The following is a 19,973-nucleotide window of genomic DNA, read 5'->3' as shown; positions in this document are numbered from 1 at the left end:
CTGAGTGCCGGTTCTTTCGGGCTCTTCCGGTGATGGAGGTCTCGTGGTCGGCTGAGTGCCGGTTCCTTTCCGCCCTTCCGGCCATGGAGGTCTCGTGGGTGGCTGAGTGCCGGTTCTTTCGGGCTCTTCCGGTGATGGAGGTCTCGTGGTCGGCTGAGCGGCGGTTCCTTTCCGCCCTTCCGGCCATGGAGGTCTCGTGGGTGGCTGAGCGCCGGTTCCTCCGAGCTCTTCCGGTGATGGAGGTCTCGTGGGTGGCTGAGTGCCGGTATTTCAAGCCCCTCCGGCGATTGAGGAGCGGGGTCCGGGGCGGAGCCCGGGGCTGGAGGACAGTGCCGCTCAACCCGCGGAGCGAAACGTGCGGCGGTAGGTCGTCGGGGTCACCCCCAGCGCCGACTGCAAATGCATCCGCATCGACTGGGCCGTGCCGAAACCCGCCGCGCCGGCCACCTGGTCGACAGAGAGCGCCGAGGTCTCCAGGAGATGGCGGGCACGCTCCACGCGTTGTCGGGTGAGCCACTGGCCGGGGCTGATGCCGGCCTCTTCGCGGAAGCGGCGGGTGAACGTGCGGACGGACATGGATTCCTGTTCGGCCATGTCGCGGAGCTGGATGGGCTCGTGGAGGCGGGCCAGGGCCCAGGCGCGGGCTTTTGTGGTGGTCGCCAACTGGGCTTCGGGAACCGGGCGTTGGATGTACTGGGCCTGGCCGCCGTCGCGGTGCGGCGGGACCACGGTGCGGCGGGCGACCTCGTTGGCGACGGCCGCACCGTGGTCGCGGCGGACCATGTGCAGGCACAGGTCGATGCCGGCGGCGACACCGGCGGAGGTCAGGACGTCGCCGTCGTCGATGAAGAGCACGTCCGCGTCGACCCGGACCGAGGGGTAGAGCTCCTGGAAGCGGGCCGCCTCCGCCCAGTGCGTGGTGGCGGGGCGCCCGTCGAGGTAGCCCGCGGCCGCGAGGACGTAGCTGCCGGTGCAGATGGAGACCATGCGGGTGCCCGGGCGGATGTGGGAGAGGGCCGTCTTCAGGTCGTCGCTGAGGCGGCCCTCTTCGTAGGCCGGGCCGAGTTCGTAGGACGCCGGGATGATCACCGTGTCCGCTGTGGCGAGGGCCTGCGGGCCGTTCTCGACCAGGATCGCGAAGTCGGCGTCCGTCTGGACCGGGCCCGCCCCGCGGACCGCGACCGTGATGACCTCGTACAGCGGTTGCCTCGCGGGGGTGCGGGCCTTGCCGAAGATCCTTTGGGGGATGCCCAGTTCGAACGGGATCAGGCCGTCGAGCGCGAGTACGGCTACGCGGTGCCGGGAAACACTCATGGCCCGATCCTAGCGAATGCTGTCGTTCGGGCCACTCGTGCGGGATCGTGCGGTGGCGGAGGCTCTGGGTGTGACGACGACAGAGATTCATGACTCCCCCGGCACCCGTGGCCGGCGTGGCGGGCGAGGGTTCCACCGGGCCTGGGCCGTGGCCGCGGTCACCTTCGTGACGATCATCGGCGCCGCCGCCTTCGCCTCGCTGCCCGGGCTGCTCATCGAGCCGCTGCATCACGATTTCGGCTGGTCGCGGGGGACCATCGGGTTCGCCGTGTCCGTGAACCTCGCGCTGTACGGGGTGACCGCTCCGTTCGCCGCCGCTCTGATGGACCGGTTCGGGATACGCAAGGTCGTCGCGGTCGCCTTGTCCGTCATCGCCGTCGGGTCGCTGCTCACCGTGTGGATGACCGCCGCCTGGCAGCTCGTCCTGTACTGGGGTGTGCTGGTCGGGCTCGGCAGCGGGTCGATGGCCCTCGCCTTCGCGGCCACCGTCACCAACCGCTGGTTCGTGGCCAAGCGGGGGCTCGTCACCGGCATCCTGACCGCCGCCGGTGCCTCCGGGCAGCTGGTGTTCCTGCCTCTTCTGTCCTGGATCGTGGATCGGCACGACTGGGAACCCGCCGCGGTGACCGTGGCCCTGTCGGCGCTCGCCGTGGTGCCCTTCGTGTGGTTGCTGTTGCGGGATCACCCTGCCGATGTGGGGGTGACGCCCTATGGGGCCGCCGAGTTCGTGGCGAAGCCCGCTCCGGTGGCGGGAGCTGCCCGGCGGGCAGTCCGGGTGTTGTTCAAGGCCGCGCGGACCGGGCCCTTCTGGCTGCTCGCCGGGTCGTTCGCCATCTGCGGCGCCTCCACGAACGGGCTCGTCAAGACGCACTTCGTGCCCGCCGCCCACGACCACCACATGCCGGTCCAGGCCGCCGCCTCGCTGCTCGCGGTCATCGGCGTATTCGACGTGGTCGGGACGATCGCCTCGGGGTGGTTCACCGACCGGTTCGAGGCGCGGCGGCTGCTGGCCGTGTACTACGCGCTGCGCGGGATCTCGCTGCTCTTCCTGCCGATCCTGCTGTTCCCGACCGTGCATCCGCCGATGGTTCTGTTCATCGTCTTCTACGGCCTCGACTGGGTCGCCACCGTGCCGCCGACCATCGCCCTGTGCCGCGAGCACTACGGCGAGGACAGCGCGATCGTCTTCGGGTGGGTGCTCGCCTCGCACCAGGTGGGGGCCGCGGTCGTGGCGTTCCTGGGGGGTGTGGTGCGGGATGTGACCGGGTCGTACGACCTCATCTGGTACGCGTCCGGGGCGCTGTGCGCCGTGGCCGCTCTGATGTCTCTGGTGATCCGGCGGGGGAAGGCGGTGGAGGTCCCAGCGCCGGCCGCCGCTGTCGCCGCGGGCTGAGGTGTTCTCAGTCGCCGAGCCGCGTGAAGCGGCCCCGGTGGAAGAGGAGGGGCTTCTTCTCTTCGGCGTGGGTGCCGAGAGCCGTCACCCGGCCGACCACGATCAGGTGGTCGCCGCCGGTGTGGACCGCGTGGATCGCGCAGTCGATCCACGCGGCCGCGCCGTCCAGCCGGGGTGAGCCGGACAACGGTGCCGCGCTGTAGTCGACGCCCGCGAACTTGTCGGCCCCGCTGACGGCGAATCCGCGGCACAACTCGCCCTGGTCCGCGCCCAGTACGTTCACGCAGAAGACCCCCGCGCGCGCGATCCGCGGCCACGTCGTCGACGTGCGGGCCACCATGAACGCCACCAGCGGCGGGTCCAGGGAGAGCGACGCGAAGGACTGGCAGGCGAACCCCGCCGGGGCCTCGCCGGGCGTACCGGACGGGGCCGTGATGACGGTGACGCCGGTCGCGAAGGTGCCGAGCACGCGGCGGAACTCGGCCGGGTCGACCGGGGCGCGCTCGTCGTCGCCGACCGCGCGCAGGTCGGGGCGGGGCAGTGGTTCCGCCCCGGGCCGGGGACCTGCCGTGGTGGGGGCGCCGACCGACCTGAGGTACCGGACGACGGTGGCCGCCATCCCTGCGTGTCCCATCATGTCCACCAGTGAACCTGACGGGGCGTCAGTTGGGAAGGGTGGTGGGTGCTCCCGCTGTCAGCGGCCCCGGAAGTCGGGGTGGCGGCGCTCGACGAAGCCGGCGACGCCCTCGTTCGCGTCGTGCGTGGTCATGTTCAGCTCCTGCGCCGTCGCCTCCGCCGCGAACGCCGTGGCGCGGTCCGCGTCCAGGGACTGGTTCACCAGCTGCTTGGTGAGGGCCAGGGCGCGGGTCGGGCCGGTGGCCAGACGCTCGGCCCAGTCCCGCGCCGTCTTCGCCAACTCCGCGTCCGGTACGACCCTGTTGACCAGGCCGATGCGTTCCGCTTCGGCGGCGGGCAGCGCGTCACCGAAGAACATCAGCTCCTTCGCGCGCTGCGGGCCGACCAGGCGGGGCAGGAGATAGGCGCCGCCGCCGTCGGGCACCAGGCCGCGGCGCACGAACACCTCGATGAAGCGGGCCGACTCCGCCGCCAGGACGAGGTCGCAGGCGAGGGCGAGGTGCGCGCCGAGGCCGGCCGCCGTGCCGTTGACCGCCGCGATCACCGGCTTCTCGCAGTCCAGGACCGCGGCGATCAGGCGCTGGGCGCCCAGCCGGATCGTGCGGGACACGTCGCCCGCGACCCGCTCCCCGGTCGCCGGCGCGCCGCGCAGGTCCGCGCCCGCGCAGAACCCCTTGCCGGACGCGGTGAGGACGACGGCGCGTACGTCCGGGTCCGCGGAGGCGGCGGCGAGCAGCTCGATGACGCGTTCGCGCTGGTCCCGGGTGACGGCGTTCATGGCCTCCGGGCGGTTCAGGGTGATCCACGAGACGTTGTTGTCAGTGGCGTGCAGTACCCATGAGTGCGGGGGATTGCCGGCGGCTTCAGGGGTGGGCGTCATGGGGAGCTCCGTTCCGGGGGCGAGCGCGGATGCGGGTCAGCGGCAGACGGCCAGCGCGTCCAGGGCGACCGCGCCCTGCCCGCGGGGCAGCACCATCAGCGGGTTGATGTCCAGCTCGGCGAGGTCGTCGCCCAGTTCGAGTGCCATGCGCTGGACCCGCAGCACCACTTCGACCAGCGCGTCGATGTCCGCGGGGGGCGCCCCCCTGACGCCGTCGAGCAGGGGGCGGCCGCGCAGTTCGTCGAGGGCGGCGCGGGCCTGGCGCTCGCCGAAGGGGGGTACGCAGACGGCGGTGTCCCGCAGGACCTCGACGAGCACGCCGCCCAGGCCCACGGTGACGGCCGGGCCGAACAGCTCGTCGTGCGTGACCCCGACGACCATCTCCACGCCCCGCTCGACCATCTGGCAGACGAGGACTCCGTCGAGGCCGATGCCTTCGTAGCGGGCGATGTCGGTGAGTTCGCGATACGCGTCCCTGACCTGGCTCGCGGAGGTCAACTCGATCTTGACCAGGCCGAGTTCGGATTTGTGGGCGAGCTGTGGCGCCGAGGCCTTCATGACGACGGGGTAGCCGACGAGTGACGCGGCGCGCACCGCGGCGGCCGCACTGGTCACCAGTTGTTCGCGCGGTACGCGGATGCCGTACGCCCGCAGCAGTTGCTTCGCCGCGTGCTCGCTCAGCTGGTTGCCGGGGCGCATCAGGGCCTGCGCCTTGCGGAAGGACGGTGACGGGGTGCGCGGCGCCTCGTCGAAGGGTGAGCGGTAGGAGGAGGTGAAGCGGTGGTGGTCGAGGTAGGCGCGGACGGCGGTGATGCAGTTGCCGAAGGTGCGGAAGGTGGCCACCCGGGAGGAGCCGAGGAGGGTCTCGCGGTACGCGGCCTCGGTGCCGACCGGCGAGCCCCACACCACGCACACCAGCTTGTCCGTCCGCTCGGCCGCGTCCACCAGGTCCTGCGCGAGCTTGTCGCTCATCGGGGGGAAGGGCCCGGTGATGGGGCAGATGAGCACACCGACGGACGGGTCGGCGAGGATCGCGTCGATGATCTTCCGGCCGCGGTGGTCGCCGACGGGGTGGCCGCCGTTGTCGACCGGGTTGGCGACATTCAGGTACTCGGGGATCCACTGGTGCAGTTCGGCCTGCCTGGCCTCGGGGAGCGTGGGCAGGGTCAGTCCCGCCGCCGTCGCCAGGTCCGAGAAGTGGGCGCCGGTGCCGCCGGATATGGAGTAGACGACGACGCCGTCGGACTGTGGCGGCCTGGCTCGCGCCAACAGGGCGGCTGTGTCCTGGAGTTCGTCGAGGCCGTCGACCCGGATCACGCCGAACTGCCGCATCGCCGCGTCCACGACGGTGTCCGCGCCGGTCAGCTTCCCGGTGTGCGAGGCGGCGGTGCGCGCGCCCGTCTCGGTCCGCCCCACCTTCACCGCGACGACGGGCACGCCCTCGCGCGCGGCCCGGTCGGCGGCGAGCAGGAAGGACCGTCCGTCCTTGAGGCCCTCGACGTAGCAGGCGATGGCGCCGACCTCGGGCTGCCGCGCGAAGTAGGAGATGAAGTCGGCGGTCTCCAGGTCGGCCTCGTTGCCCGTCGGCGCCCAGTGCGAGAGCCGTATGCCCAGCTCCTGGAGGGCGAAGACCGGGCGCCCCTGGTGGCCGGATTGCGTGATGAGCGCGATGGCGGGCCCGTCGAGGTCGTCGCGGAAGCGCTCGAAGGCGTTGAGGTTGGTGTTCGGGCCGAGCAGTCGCAGCCCCGAGCGTTCGACGGCCGCCGCGAGCCGCTCCTGCGCCTCCGCGCCCGCGTCGCCGGTCTCGGCGAACCCGGAGGCGAAGGCGACCGCGAACCTCACCTTCGTATCGGCGAGTTGCTCGATGACCGTGAGCGGATCGGCGACCAGCAGCACGGCCAGGTCGACCTGGACCGGAAGGTCGGAGACGGACGGGCAGCAGGGCAGCCCGAAGACCGACTCCCGCGTCGGATGCACGGGGTACAGGCGCGCCCCGACCCGTTCCGCCCAGCCCACCAGCTGGCGGGTGATGCCCGTGTTGGGCCGCCCCTCGGTGTCGGAGGCCCCGATGACGGCCACGGACCCGGGCCGGAAGAACCGGTCCAGGTCCGGCACCTCGGAGTGCAGGGGCCGTCCGCTGACGTCCCGCTCGTCGGTGCCGGTCCTGCCGTGCACGGCAGGACCGGGCCGCTCGCCGCAGGCGATCACGCGGGCCCGGCGGGAGTCGGTGGTCAGGGTGCCGTAAGTCGATCCAAGCATCGGTCCGCCCCGCTCCTGTGTGACAGCGACAACTCTGGCGTGAAGCTCTAACTGACGCTCAGTCAGATTACTTAACTGACGCTCCGTCAGGAACAGGGCTGCACGCAAAGGCTGGGGCGGATGCGGAACCGATGTGGTGCCGGTCATGTACTTCTGCCCGCCGCGGGGGCGGTCGGAACGGGCGGCGGGCCGGATGGCCCGGAGTGGACGGTGGGCGCTCGCGGGGCGCGGGCCCCCGTCAGGCGGACCTGGCCAGCGCCCTGCCGATCCGGTCCGCGTCCAGCGCCAGCTCGCGGAGCATGCCGCTGATCGGGTTCGTGTACCCGGAGAAGTGGAGGCCGGGCGCCGACGGCAGCGTGCGGGCGCCGTGCGGTCGGGGGCGGCCCGTCGCCGGGTCGAGGACGCCGAGGTGGCCCACCAGGTCCTCCAGGCCCCGCCGGTAGCCGGTCGCCGCGATCACCGTGTCCGGGGTCAGCCGCGTGCCGTCGGCCAGGACGACCTCCGCGCCCTCGAAGGACACCACCGCCGCCACGGGACGCACCTTCCCCGTGCGCACCGCGTCGATGAGCCCGACGTCCTGCACCGGGACGGCACCCTCGCGCACCCGCGAGTACAGGCCCGTCCCCGGGCGCGGCAGCCCCCGCTCCGACAGGTCCGGCACGCTCAGCCTGCCCAGGGGGACGGCGAGCCGGTCGACGAGCCGCACCGGCAGGCGGCGGCACAGGATGCCGGTGAGCTGGGCCGGCCAGCCCATCGTGGAGCGGCGCACGATGTGCGGGGCGGTGCGTACCGCGAGCCGCACCCGCCCGGCGCCGCCCTCGGTCAGGTCGACGGCGATCTCGGCCCCGGTGTTGCCGGCGCCGACGACGAGGACGTCCTGCCCGGCGTAGGGGGCGGGGGAGCGGTACTCGCTCGCGTGCAGCAGCGTCCCGGTGTACGAGGAGGCGCCCGGCCAGTCGGGCAGCCGCGGGGTGTGGTTGTAGCCGGTGGCGACGACGACCGCGGCGGCCGTCAGCTCGCGGCCGCCGGTGGCCCGCAGCAGCCACCCGGTGCCGTCCGGCGCGCGGTCGACGCGGGTGACCTCGACCCCGGTGACGACTTCCAGATCGTGGAACTCGGCGTATTTCTCCAGGTAGCGCACGACGTTGTCACGGGAGACCCAGCGGCCGAAACGGCGCGGGATCGGCAGGCCGGGCAGGCTGGAGAGGCGGCGTGTGGTGTGCAGGTGGAGGCGGTCGTAGTGGCCGCGCCAGGAGGCGCCGACCCGGTCGGACTTCTCCAGGACGACGGCCCGCACGCCGTGTGCCTTCAGGCCCGCGGCCGCGGCGAGACCGCCGGGGCCGCCGCCGATGACGTACACGGGCGGGCGTTCGTGGCTGCGGGCAGCCGGTGAAGGGTTCGGGTCGGTCATGTGCGGGAGCGTAATCGCGCGCTCACTTGATGGGTCTCGGTCAAGATCGGAACCGGTTGCGAATTGATCACGGTGTCCACGTGGGGGGACGTCCCGCGGGTACGGGCTCTTGCGCGCACGGTGCCGGATGCGCTGAACTGACGTACCGTCAGAAACCGATCGGGAGGCGGCTGCAGCGCATGGACGCGACAGGGCTCAGCGGCGCCGAATGGCTCGCCGTGCTGCGCATCGGCCTCGGCCTGTGGTGGCTGGAGAGCTGGCGGCACAAGGACAGGAAGAGCTGGTTCGAGAGCGGCAGCGGCATCGCGTGGGCCGCGGGCGTGGCGGACAAGCACCGGTGGAACGCGGTGCGCAGCGGCTTCGACGCCGTCGTGAAACCGCGGCCGAGAATCATGGCGTACGTCGTCGTCTACGCCGAACTCGCCCTGGGGCTCGGCCTGATCGCGGGGTTCCTGACGCCGGTCGCGCTCGTCGGCGGGCTGCTGCTCAATCTCCTGTACTTCCTGCTCATGATCCACGACTGGGCCGAGCAGGGGCAGAACGCGATGATGGGCCTCGCCTCGCTCGTCGCGCTGTTCGCCATGTCCTGGCAGACCTGGTCCCTCGACCACGCGATCGGACTGTTCTGATGGCCACGACGACCGGAACCACGACCGGTGCCGATGTACGTTTCGACGTCCCCGAGCCCGATGCCTTCAGCCGCGCCTACTGGGACGCGGCCGCCGAGGGCCGCCTGCTGCTGCGGCAGTGCTCCGCCTGCCGGCGCGCCCATCACTACCCGCGCGAGTTCTGCCCGTTCTGCTGGAGCGACGACCCCGGGGTCGTGCGGTGGCGCGTCGCGAGCGGGCGCGCCGAGCTCTACACGTGGTCCGTGGTGCACCGCAACGACCTGCCCCCGTTCGGCGGCCGCACCCCCTACGTCGCGGCCGTCGTCGACCTCGCCGAAGGGCCGCGGATGATGACGGAGATCGTGGACTGCGCGGAGGCGGACCTGCACGTGGGAATGCGCCTCCAGGTCGCCTTCCGGCAGGACGGCGAGGGCGGCGACGCTGGAGGTGGCTTCGCCGTACCCGTGTTCCGGCCCGCGGGCCTCGGATAATCCGGCTGCGGACGGCACGCCCGTCTCGATGGCCGCTGTCACCCCTGTCCATACCCCCGAGGAGCTGCGCGGCCGGGGTTACGCCGCTGCCGTCACCGCTGAGGTGCGCCGCGCGGCGCCGGCTGCCGGTGCGGGCGATGTGGTGCTCTTCACGGATCGTGCCAATGCCACGAGCAACGCCCTTTACCAGCGCCTCGGTTACCGGCCCGTCCGTGACTTCGCGGTGTGGCTGTTCGAGGCGGGGAGTGACTGACCCGTCCTCGTCTTCAGGGCGCTCACGGCCACAGCAGCTCCTTGGACCAGCCGTTCGCTTGGCGCGTGTACTTGAGACGTAGGTGACGGCGGCGGGCGTCGCCCTGGAAGAACTCCACCTCGTCCGGTTCCAGTTCGTACACCGTCCACGACGGCACGGTGGCGTCGGGTTCGCGTTGCGCCTTCTCCCAGGCTGCCTCGGAGGCACGCACCAACTCGGCCTGCGACGAGAGGGTTTCGCTCTGGTGGCCGACCAGGGCCGAGGCGAGCGCACCCGTCGAGCGGGCGTGCAGATCGGCGTGGGCGACCTCGGCGGGGGCCGTGCGGACCGCGCCGCGCACCCGGATCTGGCGGCCCTGCACCGGCCAGTAGAAGCCGAGCGCCGCGAAGGGGCGCGCGGCGAGCTGGCGGCCCTTGGAGCTGCCGGAGTGCGAGGCGAAGTGCAGGGAGCGGGCGTCGGCGCCGTGCAGCATGACCGTACGGATGTCCGCGCGGCCCTCGGCATCCGTGGTCGCGAGGGACGGGGTGTGCGGCTCGGTCTGCCCGGCCGCCACGGCCGCCGCGAACCACTCCACGAACAAGGGCAGCGGTGCCCCGGGCGCGGCGTCGAGGTCGAAGGCGGGCAGCTCGGTGTCCCAGACGCGCAGGGACCTCAGCAGGGTTTCCATTTCCAGGTCGGCTTCCATGAAGCGATTGTCGCCGGTCGGCGGGGACGGCCCGGGGACCCGGGAGAGCGCGTGGCCCGAGCGTGGCCGACGTCACCTCCGCGGCCGGCACGGGATTACCGCCCGCGGAGCGGGTCGCGGGGCGCGGGTCGCCGGTCGGGCCCCAGGCCCGGCGGCCCGCTCGTGGTCGCGGCCGGCACGGGACCACCGCGCGGGTCGCCCGTCAGTTCCGCCCCAGCACCACGGTCCCCGCCGAGCAGAACCACCCGCCCGTGCCGGAGGCCACCGCCAGCGCGGGTGGGGAGCCGTCCGGGCGGTGCACCTGGTGTCCGGCGGCTTCCCCGCGGAGCTGCCGTACGGCCTCCACCAGCAGGAACAGGCCGCGCATCCCCGGGTGCTGGGCGGAGAGTCCGCCGCCGTCGGTGTTCGTCGGCAGTTCCCCGTCGTGCCGCAGCCGGCCCTTCTCGACGAAGGCCCCGCCTTCTCCCTTCGCGCAGAACCCGAGGTCCTCCAGCGTCACCAGCGTCATGTAGGTGAACGCGTCGTAGATCTCCGCGATGTCGATCTCGTCCGGCCGCACTCCTGCCCGCTCGAACGCGAGCCGGCCGCTCACCGCCGCCGGGGAGACCGTGAAGTCCTCCCACTCCGACATGGTCGTGTGTGACACGTACTCGCCCGAACCGAGCACCCAGACGGGCGACTTGGCGCAGTCGGGTACCAGGTCCTCGGCCACCATGAGCACGGCGGCGCCGCCGTCGGAGCGTATGCAGCAGTGGAGCCTGGTGAACGGGTCGGCGATCATCGGCCCGGACAGGACGTCGTCGACCGTGATCGGGTCGCGGAACATGGCGTCGGGGTTGCGGGACGCGTTCTGCCGTGCCTGGACGGCGACTTGGGCGAGCTGGTCGAGCGTGGTGCCGTACTCGTGCAGGTGGCGGCGGGCCGCCATCGCGTATTTGGCGATGAGCGTGTGGCCGTAGGGGACCTCGAACTGGAGCGGTCCTCGCGCGCCGAACGACAGGTTCGCCGTGCGCCGCTTCGCCTTGATGTCGGCGCGGGCCGTGGAGCCGTAGACCAGGAGGACGGCGCGGGCGTGCCCGGCGGCGATGGCGTCCGCCGCGTGGGCCGCCATGACCTCCCAGGTGGAGCCGCCGACCGAGGTGGAGTCGACCCAGCGGGGCTTGAGCCCCAGGTATTCGGCGATCTCGACCGGGGCGAGCGTGCCGAGGCCCGCGCTCGCGAACCCGTCGACGACGTCCGGGGTGAGCCCGGCGTCGGCGAGCGCGCGGCGCGCGGCCTGGGCGTGCAGGGCGTAGGGAGTGGCGTCGTCGACGCGGCCGCAGTCGGAGAGGGCGATGCCCGTGATGGCGGCCTTACGGTGGGGGCCAGTCATGAATCTGACGGTACATCAGATTGCGTGCCCCGTAACGGGTGTGCCTGCCTCTGGGCATACGCGGCCACCGGCCCTAACATGACGACCCGTCAGAAAGGGGCCCGCATGGACGCCAGGTTCACCGAGGAGCAGCAGGAGATCCGCCGTACCCTGCGCGAACTCACCACCAAACGCTGCACCCCGGACGACGTCAAGGCCGCGACCCGCACCCCGTCCGGCCATGACCGCGCCCTGTGGGCCACCCTCGGCGCGGAGCTCGGACTGCCGGGGCTCGCCCTGCCCGAGAACCGGGGCGGCGCCGGCGCCGGGATCACCGAACTGGCGCTGGTAGAAGAGGAGTTGGGGCGGGTCATCGCGCCGACCCCGCTCTTCGCCACCAGCGCCCTCGCCACCCCGCTGATCACCGCTCTGGGCACCGAGGAGCAGCAGGCGGCCCTGCTCCCGCGGATCGCCGGCGGAGAGCTGACCGCGGCCCTCGCCGTACCCGGCACCGGGCTCGCCACCGCTCTCGGTCTCGTCGCCGACAACGCGGGCGACTGGGCGGGCGGCGGCCGCGCGGGCGGCGTGCAGGCCACCCGGCGGGGCGACGGCTGGCAGCTGTACGGGCAGGCCGAGCAGGTGCTCGACGGGCACAGCGCCGGACTGCTCCTCGTCGCCGCGCACACCGGCGGCTTCGCCCGCTCCCGCACACTGCTGTTCCTCGTGCGCGACGACGCCACCGGCCTCGTACGCACGCGGCAGACCTCCCTGGACGAGACGCGGCCGCAAGCACGCATCGAACTCCGGCACGTACGGGCGGAGTTGTTGGGGGGCGAGGAGGCCGATGTGGCGGGAGCGCTCGCCGCCACCGGCGACACCGTCGCCACGCTGCTCGCCGCCGAAGCCGTGGGCGCCGCCGGCCGGGCCCTGGAGCGGACCGTCGAATACGTCAAGGAACGCGAGCAGTTCGGGCGCCCCATCGGGTCCTTCCAGGCGGTCAAGCACCGGCTGGCCGACGTGTACGTACAGGTGCAGGCGGCGCGTTCGGCCGCGTACTACGCCGCCTGGGCCGCGAGCGTCGAAGGCGGCGAGCGGGTCGGCGGGCTCGCGCTCGCCCAGGGCCTCGAAGCCCTGCGCACGGCCGCCGCCGAGGCCGTCCAGCTGCACGGCGGCATCGGCTTCACCTGGGAGCACGACGCGCACCTGTACCTGAAGCGGGCCACCGGCGACGAGCTGCTGTTCGGGCCCGTTCACCTGCTGCGGGCGCGCGCGGCGCAGGCCGCGGAGCTGTTCGCGCGGCCGGCCGGGGTGAGCGCCTGATGGCCCCGCCCGGTATCCGGCTCGTCCAGAAGGTCTCGTCGACCAGGGCTTTCGCCCGCGTCGCCCCGCACCTCGTCCCCGCCCTCGACCGCGCCGTCCACCGCCTCACCCGCGGGAAGGTGCTGCTCAGCGCCCAGATGCTGCCGGGTGTGGTGCTCAGCGCCCGCGGCGCGAAGAGCGGGCTGGTGCGGCGCACACCGCTCGCCTGCATGCCCGAGGAGGGGAAGGGCACCTGGCTGCTGATCGGGTCGAATTTCGGGCGGCCCGGGCATCCGGCCTGGACGGCGAATCTGCTGGCGCACCCGGATGCCGAGATCAGCTGGCGCGGCGAGTCCATCCCGGTGACGGCCCGGCTGCTCAACTCCCCCGAGCGGGAGGAGGCTTGGGCCGCGGTGCTGACGTTCTGGCCGCCGTACGCGGCGTATCAGGCGCGGGTGGAACGGGAGATCAGACTGTTCCGGATCGAGCGACGCTGAACGCGTCCGGAACTGCAACGGCGGCGGCTCACGAGGAACACGCGAGCCGCCGCCGCACGACAGGACCAGGAAGGTGAAGAGGTTATTTGGTCGGTTTTTTCCCGGTCACGCCCAGGTGGACGAGCAGGGCCAGATTCGGCTTCAGCTCGGCCTGTTTGACGCCCCAGCTCTGGAAGCCCTTCTGGTGCGAGGCGACCGCGGCGAGCATCGCGACCAGCGAACCGGCCACGGCGCCCGGGCTCACGTCCTTGTCGACCTTGCCCTTGTCCTGGAGCTCCTTGACGGCGTTCGCAAGGGAGTTGTTCACCGAGTTCAGGATCTTCATACGGAGCTTGTAGAAACGCTTGTCGCCCTCGGCGGCACCGAGGTCGACGACGCGCAGGATCGCGTCGTTGCGGCGCCAGAACTCCAGGAATCCGTCCACGAGTTCCTGCGCGGTGGCCCACCCCGCCTTGCCGACCCAGGAGCGGTCGGCGACCAGTTCGGTCAATCCGGCACCCTCGGTGGCCATTTGCTCGGCGATCTCCAGAACGGCGCCTTCGACGTCCGGAAAGTACTGGTAGAACGTCGCGGGTGAAGTGCCCGCCTTCCGGGCCACATCAATGACTTTGACGTCCCGGTAGGGCGAGGAGCTGAGCATCTCGCCGAGGCAGTCGAGCAGCTTCTGACGTGTTGCCTGACCACGCCGTCCGGCCACACGGCCGTCGACGGTACGTACTTGTCCTGTCATGCCGTCAGCTTACCGAGGGGTGATCGGAGCGCGATCTGGCCGACTGCAAATGGGGTTGGGGCCCCCAGGACAGGGCCGTGAGCAGGGGCGGGAGGAGGGCCGCGGCCAGGGCGGCGGGCGGCGGTGGGAGAGGGACGAGCCGCCGGACGGATGCGGTGGCCGAGGGGCTGGAATCGGCCAGACGCCACAACCGCGGGCACGGGCCCGTCGCCGCCGGGCCTAGCGTGATGTCATGTACCCGGACTTTCCCGAAGGCGCCCCGTGCTGGGCCGATGCCCGCCTGCCCGATGTCGAGGCGGGCAAGCGTTTCTACGGGGACCTCTTCGGGTGGACCTTCGACGAGGGCGCGGGCGCCGAGCGCGGTTTCTACACGGCGGCGTACAGCGAGGACCGGGCCGTGGCCGCCCTCGCCCCGGGCGGCGCGGGCTGGACCGTGCACTTCGCGGTCCGGGACACGTACGCGGCCGCCGAGAAGGTCGCCGCGTACGGCGGGCACATCGCGGCGGGGCCCCTGTCCGACGGCGCCGTGGCCACCGTCGCGCTCGCGGCCGGTCCCGAGGGCGCGCTGTTCGGGCTGTGGCAGGCAGGCAGCCACCAGGGCTTCGAACGGGCCGGGGCGCCGGGCGCGCTCTGCCGCGCAGAATTATGGACGCCGGACGCGGCGCTGAGCGACTCCTTCTATACGGCCGTGTTCGGCTATCCGCCCCCGCTGCCGCACCCCGCCGACGTGCCCGCTCCCGACCTGCGGACATGGCGGACGGGCAGCCCCGCGGCGGCCGGCCCCGCCGTCCCGGAGACGAGCCGCCAGCGGGTCCCCGGCCGGCCCGCCCGTTTCCTCCTGCACTTCGGCGCGGCCGATCTGCCCGGCACCTGCGCCGAGGCCCTCCGTCTCGGCGGGCACGTCCGGACGGCGCCGCACTCAACCCCGTACGGGCCCATGGCGGTCCTTACCGACGACCAGGGTGCGGATTTCGCGGTCTGCACCGCCTGAGAGGCCGATGAAGGGGCACGAGGGAGTCCGGGACATCCCGGGACACCCCGAATTGCGCCCAGGTTCGCCACCGGGGCCTCGGACAGGAAGAATCAGGGTGCGTGCCGCCGTAGCGCTGCGGTGGTGAGACGCTGACGGGGGCCGTATGTGCGACCGACCTGGAAACCCGGGGGTTCCGGCATCGCACGGGGAGGTGGCAGGCAAGTGATGGATCAGCTGACGCAGCACGATCCGAGGCGGATCGGTCCGTTCGAGGTCCTGGGACGGCTCGGCGCGGGCGGCATGGGTCTGGTCTATCTGGCACGCTCGGCGTCCGGCCGGCGCGTGGCGATCAAGACGGTGCGCACGGAACTGGCCGAGGACCAGCTGTTCCGGGTGCGCTTCACCCGCGAGGTCGAGGCGGCCAGGGCGGTGTCCGGCTTCTACACGGCCGCCGTCGTCGACGCCGACCCGCGCGCGGCCGTGCCGTGGCTCGCCACCGCGTACGTGCCGGCGCCCTCCCTCGAGGAAATAGTGAATGAGTGCGGGCCGCTGCCCGCCCAGGCGGTGCGCTGGCTCGCGGCGGGTGTCGCCGAGGCGCTGCAGTCCATCCACGGCGCGGGCCTCGTCCACCGCGACCTCAAGCCGTCGAACGTCCTCGTCGTCGAGGACGGCCCGCGCGTCATCGACTTCGGTATCGCGTCCGGCGTCTCCAACACGCGCCTGACCATGACGAACGTGGCGGTGGGCACGCCCGCGTACATGTCGCCCGAGCAGGCGAAGGACTCGCGCAGCGTCACGGGCGCGAGCGATGTGTTCTCGCTCGGCTCGATGCTCGTGTTCGCCGCGACCGGGCACGCCCCCTTCCATGGCGCGAACCCCGTCGAGACGGTCTTCATGCTGCTGCGCGAAGGCCCCGACCTGGAGGGCCTGCCCGCCGAGCTGCGGCCGCTCATCGAGTCGTGCATGCAGATGGAGACGGCCCGCCGCCCCTCGCCCGCAGACCTCCAGGCCCAGCTCGCGCCGCATCTGTTCGGCTCCGGCAGCGATGACAGCGGGACGGCGTCGGCCTGGCTGCCCGAGCGGTCCGTCGCGCTCATCGAGGCGCGCCGCGGCGGCCGCCCCTTCATGAAGCCGCCGGCCGGCCGCACCCCGGGGCACGGCGCCCCGGTGCCCCCCGTGCCGCAGCAGCCGCCGGGTCCCGTGGTGACCGAGCCGCGGCGCCCGGCGCCGGCCCTGGCGGGTACGGGCTTCGGCGCCGACGGTCCGGTCCACCTGGCCGGGGCGCAGGTGCCGATCGGGCCGGGTCCGCGGGTCGCCGACGCGCGCGCCGCCGCGGTCAAGGCGCCCCCCGCGGAGTCGGGCCTCGCCGCGTCCTGGTCCCGAGCCAAGCCCGCCGCGCCGTCCATGAACGGCACGCCGGACCCCGTCGTGCCCACGCCCACCCCGGCCGAGGGCTCGGCCTGGCGGCCCTGGCGATTCCGTATGTCGAACGATGTGTGGGGTACCCCGAAGGTCGCCGGTGACCTGGTCTACGTCACGTCCTTCGAGGTTCACGCGCTCGACGTGGCCACCGGCCGGCGCCGCTTCAAGACCCGTGACGTCGCATGGTCCATGGCGGTCGCCGACGGCCGGATCCACGCCTCCGACGGCCCGACCCTGTGGGCGCTCGACGCCCGCGAGGGCGGCGACCTGTGGCGCCTGCAGACGGACGCCTGGGTGTACGCGCTGCAGGCCGACCGCGGCACCGTCGTCACCGGCACCCGCGGCGGCGGCGTCCAGGCCCGCGAGGCCGCCAACGGCGACAAGTTGTGGGAGATCACCGGCTGCCAGACCGATTTCGAGTCGCCCGAGGCGGGACCCGTCGTCCACGACGGCACCGTGTACGTGTGGCAAGACGCGCGGCTGCGCGCCCTGGAGGCCCGCACGGGCGAGGAACGCTGGTCGTACCCGATCGGCGACGCGGCGTCCTGCGGCGGCGTCCCCGTCCGGCTGACCCCGGCCCCCGACGGCTACGTGTACGTATCGGCGGGCACCCGCGTGCTGGCCGTCGATGTCGCCTCCGGGCACGTCCGCTGGCACTTCGAGGCGCCCGCGGTGTTCCTGTGTCCGCCCGCCTACGCTCCCGGCCCCGCGGTGACCGGCGGCGGTGTGTACCTCGCCGACCACCTCGGCACGGTGTACGCGCTCGACGCCACGGACGGCCGCGACCGCTGGCGGATCGCGACGGAGTCGCGGCCCGCGTCGGTCGACCCGGTCCTGGTCGCGCAGGGTCACGTGCACGTCGGCAGCGGCCAGGGGCTCTACACCCTGGACGCCGTGACGGGCACACCGAAGTGGCGCTTCCAGGCCGGCGGGGAGATCGTCGGCTCGCCGGTGGTCGCCGACGGCCGGGTGCACTTCGGCTCGACGGACCACCTGCTGTACACGCTGAAGGCGGACGACGGGCGGCTGCGGTGGAAGCTCGCCACCGGCGGCGAGATCACCGGGACACCGGTCGTCCGCGACGGGGTCGTGTACGCGTGCAGCAAGGACCGGTGCGTGTACGCCCTGGACGCGGAGAAGGGGACCGGGACCAGCCGGTAGACCGGCCGGTCGTCAGGCGGGGCCGTCGCGCCGGGAGCTGCCGCCCAGGTCGGGGCCGGACCCGCCGGTCCGGTCCGTGCCCGGGTCATCGTCCCAGGTCAGGGGCTGAGGCTGAGACTGTGTCCGAGCTTGGGGCTGAGTCCGGGTCTCGTCGTACCCGGCATACCCGGCGGGCTCCTGGTCCCACTGGTCGTACGCCTCGGTGGAGCCGTCGGCGGGTTCGGGGCGGTGGCGTCCGTGGTGGCGTCGGCCGCTCATGACCAGCGCGCCGATGACGAGCAGGAGACCGCCGCCCAGCGCGGCCGCCACGCCGTCGCCGAGGCCGTGCCCGTTCCCCGTGAGGACCAGTTCGTCCTGGGCCTGGGCCACGCGCACCATCCACAGCACCGTGAACCCGAGCACGACGATCCCGGCGAGGGCCACCAGGAGCCGCGACCGCAGCACGAGGCCCACCAGCGCCAGCAGCGCGAGGATCACGAAGGGCAGGAACAGGGACCCGAACAGTTCGGCCCGGGCACCGGTGACACCGCTGCCCGAGAACAGGCTCCCGAGGCGGTAGTCACGTCCCTGACGGCCGTCGTACCAGGCACGGAAGGGGCTCCAGACGGCGGCCGCCGCTCCGATGACGGCCAGGACCGATCCGACGACGTTGCGTAGCATCGACTGCCTCCTCGGACTTGGTTCCGACGCTACGCCGGGTGCGTACGGGGTGCCACGCGGCAGCGAGGGGGCGCATCGTCATGGACACGGCAGACCGGGCGGGCCGCGCGCGGTAGGGTCCCGGCGTGAACAAACGGGGAATGAAACTGACGGCAGTCGCGGCGATGGTGGTGCTGGCCCTCACGGGTTTCTCCACCGGCCGGGGACATTCACGCGGACACAGCAGCAGCGGTGGCGGGGGCGGGTGCAGCAGCTCGTCGCAGAGGCACGACAGCTCGTCTAACTCGTCGACTTCCGGAGGCAGTTCGGGTTACTCGGGCTCGTCCGGATCCACGTACGGCGACGATGACGACCTGTACGGAAGCGGCACGGGCGGCAGCAGCACGACCCGGCGGCCCACCTACCGGTCCACGCCGTCGTCGACCGCGAGCGGCAGCGGCACGGCCACCGAGAACGGCACGGTGCGGCTGGTGCGCTGCGCGAAGGTGGAGCGGCCGTACGCCACGGTCGAGGTCATCAACCCGAACCGCAAGACGGTCACGTACGCGGTGTCCACGACCTTCTACGACGATCAGAACAACTGGCTCGACGACGCGACGACGCGGATCAAGGTGCCGGGCAAGGGCAAGGCGATGGTGAAGGTGAAGGTCGACACCGGCGACGGGCTGATCAGCAGGCTCGGCCGCTGCGAGGTCGACCCCGAGGCGCGGGAAGCCACCCGCTAACGGACCCGGAAGCCCTTCCGCGCCCGGGAGTCGAACAGCCCGGCCTGCTCGGCAGGCGGCAGGTTGCCGAGGGCGATCAGGTGCGGGGCCTGGGCGAAGGCGTGGGTGCGGGCGGTCTCCGTGGCCGCCCACACCGCGCGCACCGTGCCCTGCACCGCCTGCGTCGGGTACGCCGCGATCGTGCCGGCGCAGCGCAGTGCCGCCTCCAACGCGCCACCGGAGGACGTGACTTCGGAGACGAGGCCCGTCTCGTGGGCCCGGCGCGCCGACATCCGTTCCGCCGATCCCATCAGGGCGAGCCGCGCCACCTCGCCGGGGGGCATGCGCTGCGCCAGGTACATCGACTCGTACGCGCTGACCATGCCGTACGTGGTGTGCGGGTCGAAGAACGTGGCCGTCTCGTCCGCGATCACGAACTCCGCCTCGCCCAGCAGGTAGAACGCCCCGCCGCACGCCATGCCCTGGACGGCGGCGATCACCGGTTTCCACAGGTCGTTGGCCTTCGGGCCGATCCGGAGCAGCGGATCGTCCATCGAATAGGGGGAGTTCGGCTGTGGCACGTCGGTGTCGCGGTCGATGCCCGTGCAGAACGCGCGGTCCCCGGCGCCGGTCAGGACGACGGCCCGTACGTCGTCGTCGAAGCGGAACTCCCGCCAAGCGGCGGCAAGTTCGTGTGCCGTCTGTGTGTCGATGGCGTTCAGCCGGTGCGGGCGGTCCAGGGTGACCACGGCCACCCCGGTCTCCTTGTCGGTCTCCGTGCGCAGGGTCACGGCCGCTCCAGGACCCAGCGGGGGAGCGTGACGCCGTCGATCTCCGTGAAGACGGCCTGGACCTTCGCGCCGATCCGGATGCGGTCCGGGTCGACCGAGTCGAGGCGGGCGTCGGCCGAGGTCACCAGGTTGCCGACCAGGCGTATGCGGGGCGCTTCCGCGAGTTCGACGATGATCGCGTTGTACGGGGCTTGCGCGGCGTAGGCCGGGAGCAGCGGGGGGTGCGGGACGACGTAGGACCAGATGCGTCCGTGGCCGCTCATCCTCTTCCACTCGGAGTCGAAGGACTGGCAGTGCGGGCAGCAGGGGCGCGGGGGGAATCGGAGTTCGCCGCAGCCGGGGTCCGCGCAGGCCTGGATGCGGAGTTCGCCTCGCGCGGCGTAGTCCCAGAAGGGGGCGCCGTCGTCGTCGGGAGTGGGGGTGAGCAGGGCTTCGGTCGCGTCTGCCATGTGCGG

The 19,973-nt window shown here is 72.6% G+C and carries 19 protein-coding genes and 1 pseudogene; 9 read left to right on the top strand and 11 right to left on the bottom strand.

The features are described 5' to 3' along the window. Positions 1-336: 336 nt before the first annotated feature. Entirely contained in the window at positions 337-1,314 is a 978-nt protein-coding gene (locus tag AB0J02_RS08455; protein WP_363192809.1) for a helix-turn-helix domain-containing protein, read from the bottom strand. Positions 1,315-1,399: 85 nt separating this feature from the next. Here AB0J02_RS08455 and AB0J02_RS08450 point away from each other — a divergent pair, with 85 nt between their 5' ends. Beyond that, complete coding sequence (locus AB0J02_RS08450) at positions 1,400-2,707, top strand: MFS transporter (RefSeq protein ID WP_363193037.1); 1,308 nt, start codon at positions 1,400-1,402, stop codon at positions 2,705-2,707. 7 nt (positions 2,708-2,714) lie between these two features. Here AB0J02_RS08450 and AB0J02_RS08445 read toward each other — a convergent pair whose 3' ends face one another. The 4 genes from AB0J02_RS08445 to AB0J02_RS08430 all read right to left on the bottom strand — a co-directional run bounded on the left by AB0J02_RS08445 (position 2,715) and on the right by AB0J02_RS08430 (position 7,893). After that, positions 2,715-3,344, bottom strand: coding sequence for a flavin reductase family protein (locus tag AB0J02_RS08445; protein ID WP_363192808.1), 630 nt, complete (start codon positions 3,342-3,344; stop codon positions 2,715-2,717). Between the two features lie 57 nt (positions 3,345-3,401). After that, a complete protein-coding gene (locus tag AB0J02_RS08440; protein WP_363192807.1) occupies positions 3,402-4,223 on the bottom strand; it encodes an enoyl-CoA hydratase-related protein in 822 nt (273 codons plus the stop codon). Between the two features lie 36 nt (positions 4,224-4,259). Further along, on the bottom strand, positions 4,260-6,482 hold the full coding sequence (locus AB0J02_RS08435; protein WP_363192806.1) for an acetate--CoA ligase family protein: 2,223 nt from the start codon (positions 6,480-6,482) through the stop codon (positions 4,260-4,262). A gap of 238 nt (positions 6,483-6,720) precedes the next feature. Then, complete coding sequence (locus AB0J02_RS08430) at positions 6,721-7,893, bottom strand: NAD(P)/FAD-dependent oxidoreductase (RefSeq protein WP_363192805.1); 1,173 nt, start codon at positions 7,891-7,893, stop codon at positions 6,721-6,723. A gap of 179 nt (positions 7,894-8,072) precedes the next feature. On the opposite strand from AB0J02_RS08430, the gene AB0J02_RS08425 reads away from it, so the two are divergent. The 3 genes and pseudogenes from AB0J02_RS08425 to AB0J02_RS08415 form a co-directional block, all read left to right on the top strand. Further along, positions 8,073-8,522, top strand: coding sequence for a DoxX family protein (locus AB0J02_RS08425; RefSeq protein ID WP_363192804.1), 450 nt, complete (start codon positions 8,073-8,075; stop codon positions 8,520-8,522). Further along, positions 8,522-8,992, top strand: coding sequence for a Zn-ribbon domain-containing OB-fold protein (locus tag AB0J02_RS08420; protein ID WP_363192803.1), 471 nt, complete (start codon positions 8,522-8,524; stop codon positions 8,990-8,992). The genes AB0J02_RS08425 and AB0J02_RS08420 overlap by 1 nt, the downstream gene beginning before the upstream one ends. A 37-nt stretch (positions 8,993-9,029) precedes the next feature. Next, positions 9,030-9,245, top strand: a pseudogene (locus AB0J02_RS08415) (GNAT family N-acetyltransferase); the annotation flags it as partial. A gap of 22 nt (positions 9,246-9,267) precedes the next feature. On the opposite strand, the gene AB0J02_RS08410 reads toward AB0J02_RS08415, so the two are convergent. Further along, complete coding sequence (locus AB0J02_RS08410; protein WP_363192802.1) at positions 9,268-9,930, bottom strand: pyridoxal 5'-phosphate synthase; 663 nt, start codon at positions 9,928-9,930, stop codon at positions 9,268-9,270. A 202-nt stretch (positions 9,931-10,132) separates the two neighbouring features. Next, entirely contained in the window at positions 10,133-11,302 is a 1,170-nt protein-coding gene (locus AB0J02_RS08405) for an acetyl-CoA acetyltransferase (protein ID WP_363192801.1), read from the bottom strand. Between the two features lie 105 nt (positions 11,303-11,407). Here AB0J02_RS08405 and AB0J02_RS08400 point away from each other — a divergent pair, with 105 nt between their 5' ends. Both AB0J02_RS08400 and AB0J02_RS08395 read left to right on the top strand, forming a co-directional pair. Then, a complete protein-coding gene (locus AB0J02_RS08400; RefSeq protein WP_363192800.1) occupies positions 11,408-12,601 on the top strand; it encodes an acyl-CoA dehydrogenase family protein in 1,194 nt (397 codons plus the stop codon). Then, positions 12,601-13,077, top strand: a complete 477-nt coding sequence (locus tag AB0J02_RS08395; protein WP_363192799.1) for a nitroreductase family deazaflavin-dependent oxidoreductase — start codon at positions 12,601-12,603, stop codon at positions 13,075-13,077. Before AB0J02_RS08400 ends, AB0J02_RS08395 begins: the two co-directional genes overlap by 1 nt. Before the next feature lie 82 nt (positions 13,078-13,159). Here the strand turns inward: AB0J02_RS08395 and AB0J02_RS08390 are convergent, their stop codons facing one another. Next, the gene (locus tag AB0J02_RS08390; protein WP_363192798.1) at positions 13,160-13,807 is read right to left on the bottom strand and encodes a TetR family transcriptional regulator; all 648 of its coding nucleotides are present in this window, start codon (positions 13,805-13,807) and stop codon (positions 13,160-13,162) included. Between the two features lie 232 nt (positions 13,808-14,039). Between AB0J02_RS08390 and AB0J02_RS08385 the strand changes: the two genes are divergently transcribed. Next, complete coding sequence (locus AB0J02_RS08385; RefSeq protein WP_363192797.1) at positions 14,040-14,798, top strand: VOC family protein; 759 nt, start codon at positions 14,040-14,042, stop codon at positions 14,796-14,798. 204 nt (positions 14,799-15,002) lie between these two features. Then, a complete protein-coding gene (locus AB0J02_RS08380; RefSeq protein WP_363192796.1) occupies positions 15,003-17,363 on the top strand; it encodes a PQQ-binding-like beta-propeller repeat protein in 2,361 nt (786 codons plus the stop codon). Positions 17,364-17,375: 12 nt separating this feature from the next. Here the strand turns inward: AB0J02_RS08380 and AB0J02_RS08375 are convergent, their stop codons facing one another. Next, complete coding sequence (locus AB0J02_RS08375) at positions 17,376-18,023, bottom strand: hypothetical protein (RefSeq protein WP_363192795.1); 648 nt, start codon at positions 18,021-18,023, stop codon at positions 17,376-17,378. Between the two features lie 140 nt (positions 18,024-18,163). Here AB0J02_RS08375 and AB0J02_RS08370 point away from each other — a divergent pair, with 140 nt between their 5' ends. Next, positions 18,164-18,748 (top strand): hypothetical protein, encoded by a 585-nt coding sequence (locus AB0J02_RS08370; RefSeq protein ID WP_363192794.1) that lies wholly within the window; start codon positions 18,164-18,166, stop codon positions 18,746-18,748. On the opposite strand, the gene AB0J02_RS08365 is transcribed toward AB0J02_RS08370, so the two are convergent. Both AB0J02_RS08365 and AB0J02_RS08360 read right to left on the bottom strand, forming a co-directional pair. Beyond that, positions 18,745-19,518, bottom strand: coding sequence for an enoyl-CoA hydratase/isomerase family protein (locus tag AB0J02_RS08365; RefSeq protein ID WP_363192793.1), 774 nt, complete (start codon positions 19,516-19,518; stop codon positions 18,745-18,747). The genes AB0J02_RS08370 and AB0J02_RS08365 overlap by 4 nt on opposite strands. Then, positions 19,515-19,967 (bottom strand): OB-fold domain-containing protein, encoded by a 453-nt coding sequence (locus AB0J02_RS08360; RefSeq protein WP_363192792.1) that lies wholly within the window; start codon positions 19,965-19,967, stop codon positions 19,515-19,517. The genes AB0J02_RS08365 and AB0J02_RS08360 overlap by 4 nt, the downstream gene beginning before the upstream one ends. Positions 19,968-19,973: the final 6 nt, after the last annotated feature.

Origin of the sequence: Streptomyces sp. NPDC050264 (assembly GCF_040655895.1) — a bacterium.
Lineage (GTDB): Bacteria > Actinomycetota > Actinomycetes > Streptomycetales > Streptomycetaceae > Streptomyces.
The sequence above is the reverse complement of the archived record's forward strand: the minus strand, read 5'-3'. Positions and strand labels throughout refer to the sequence as shown.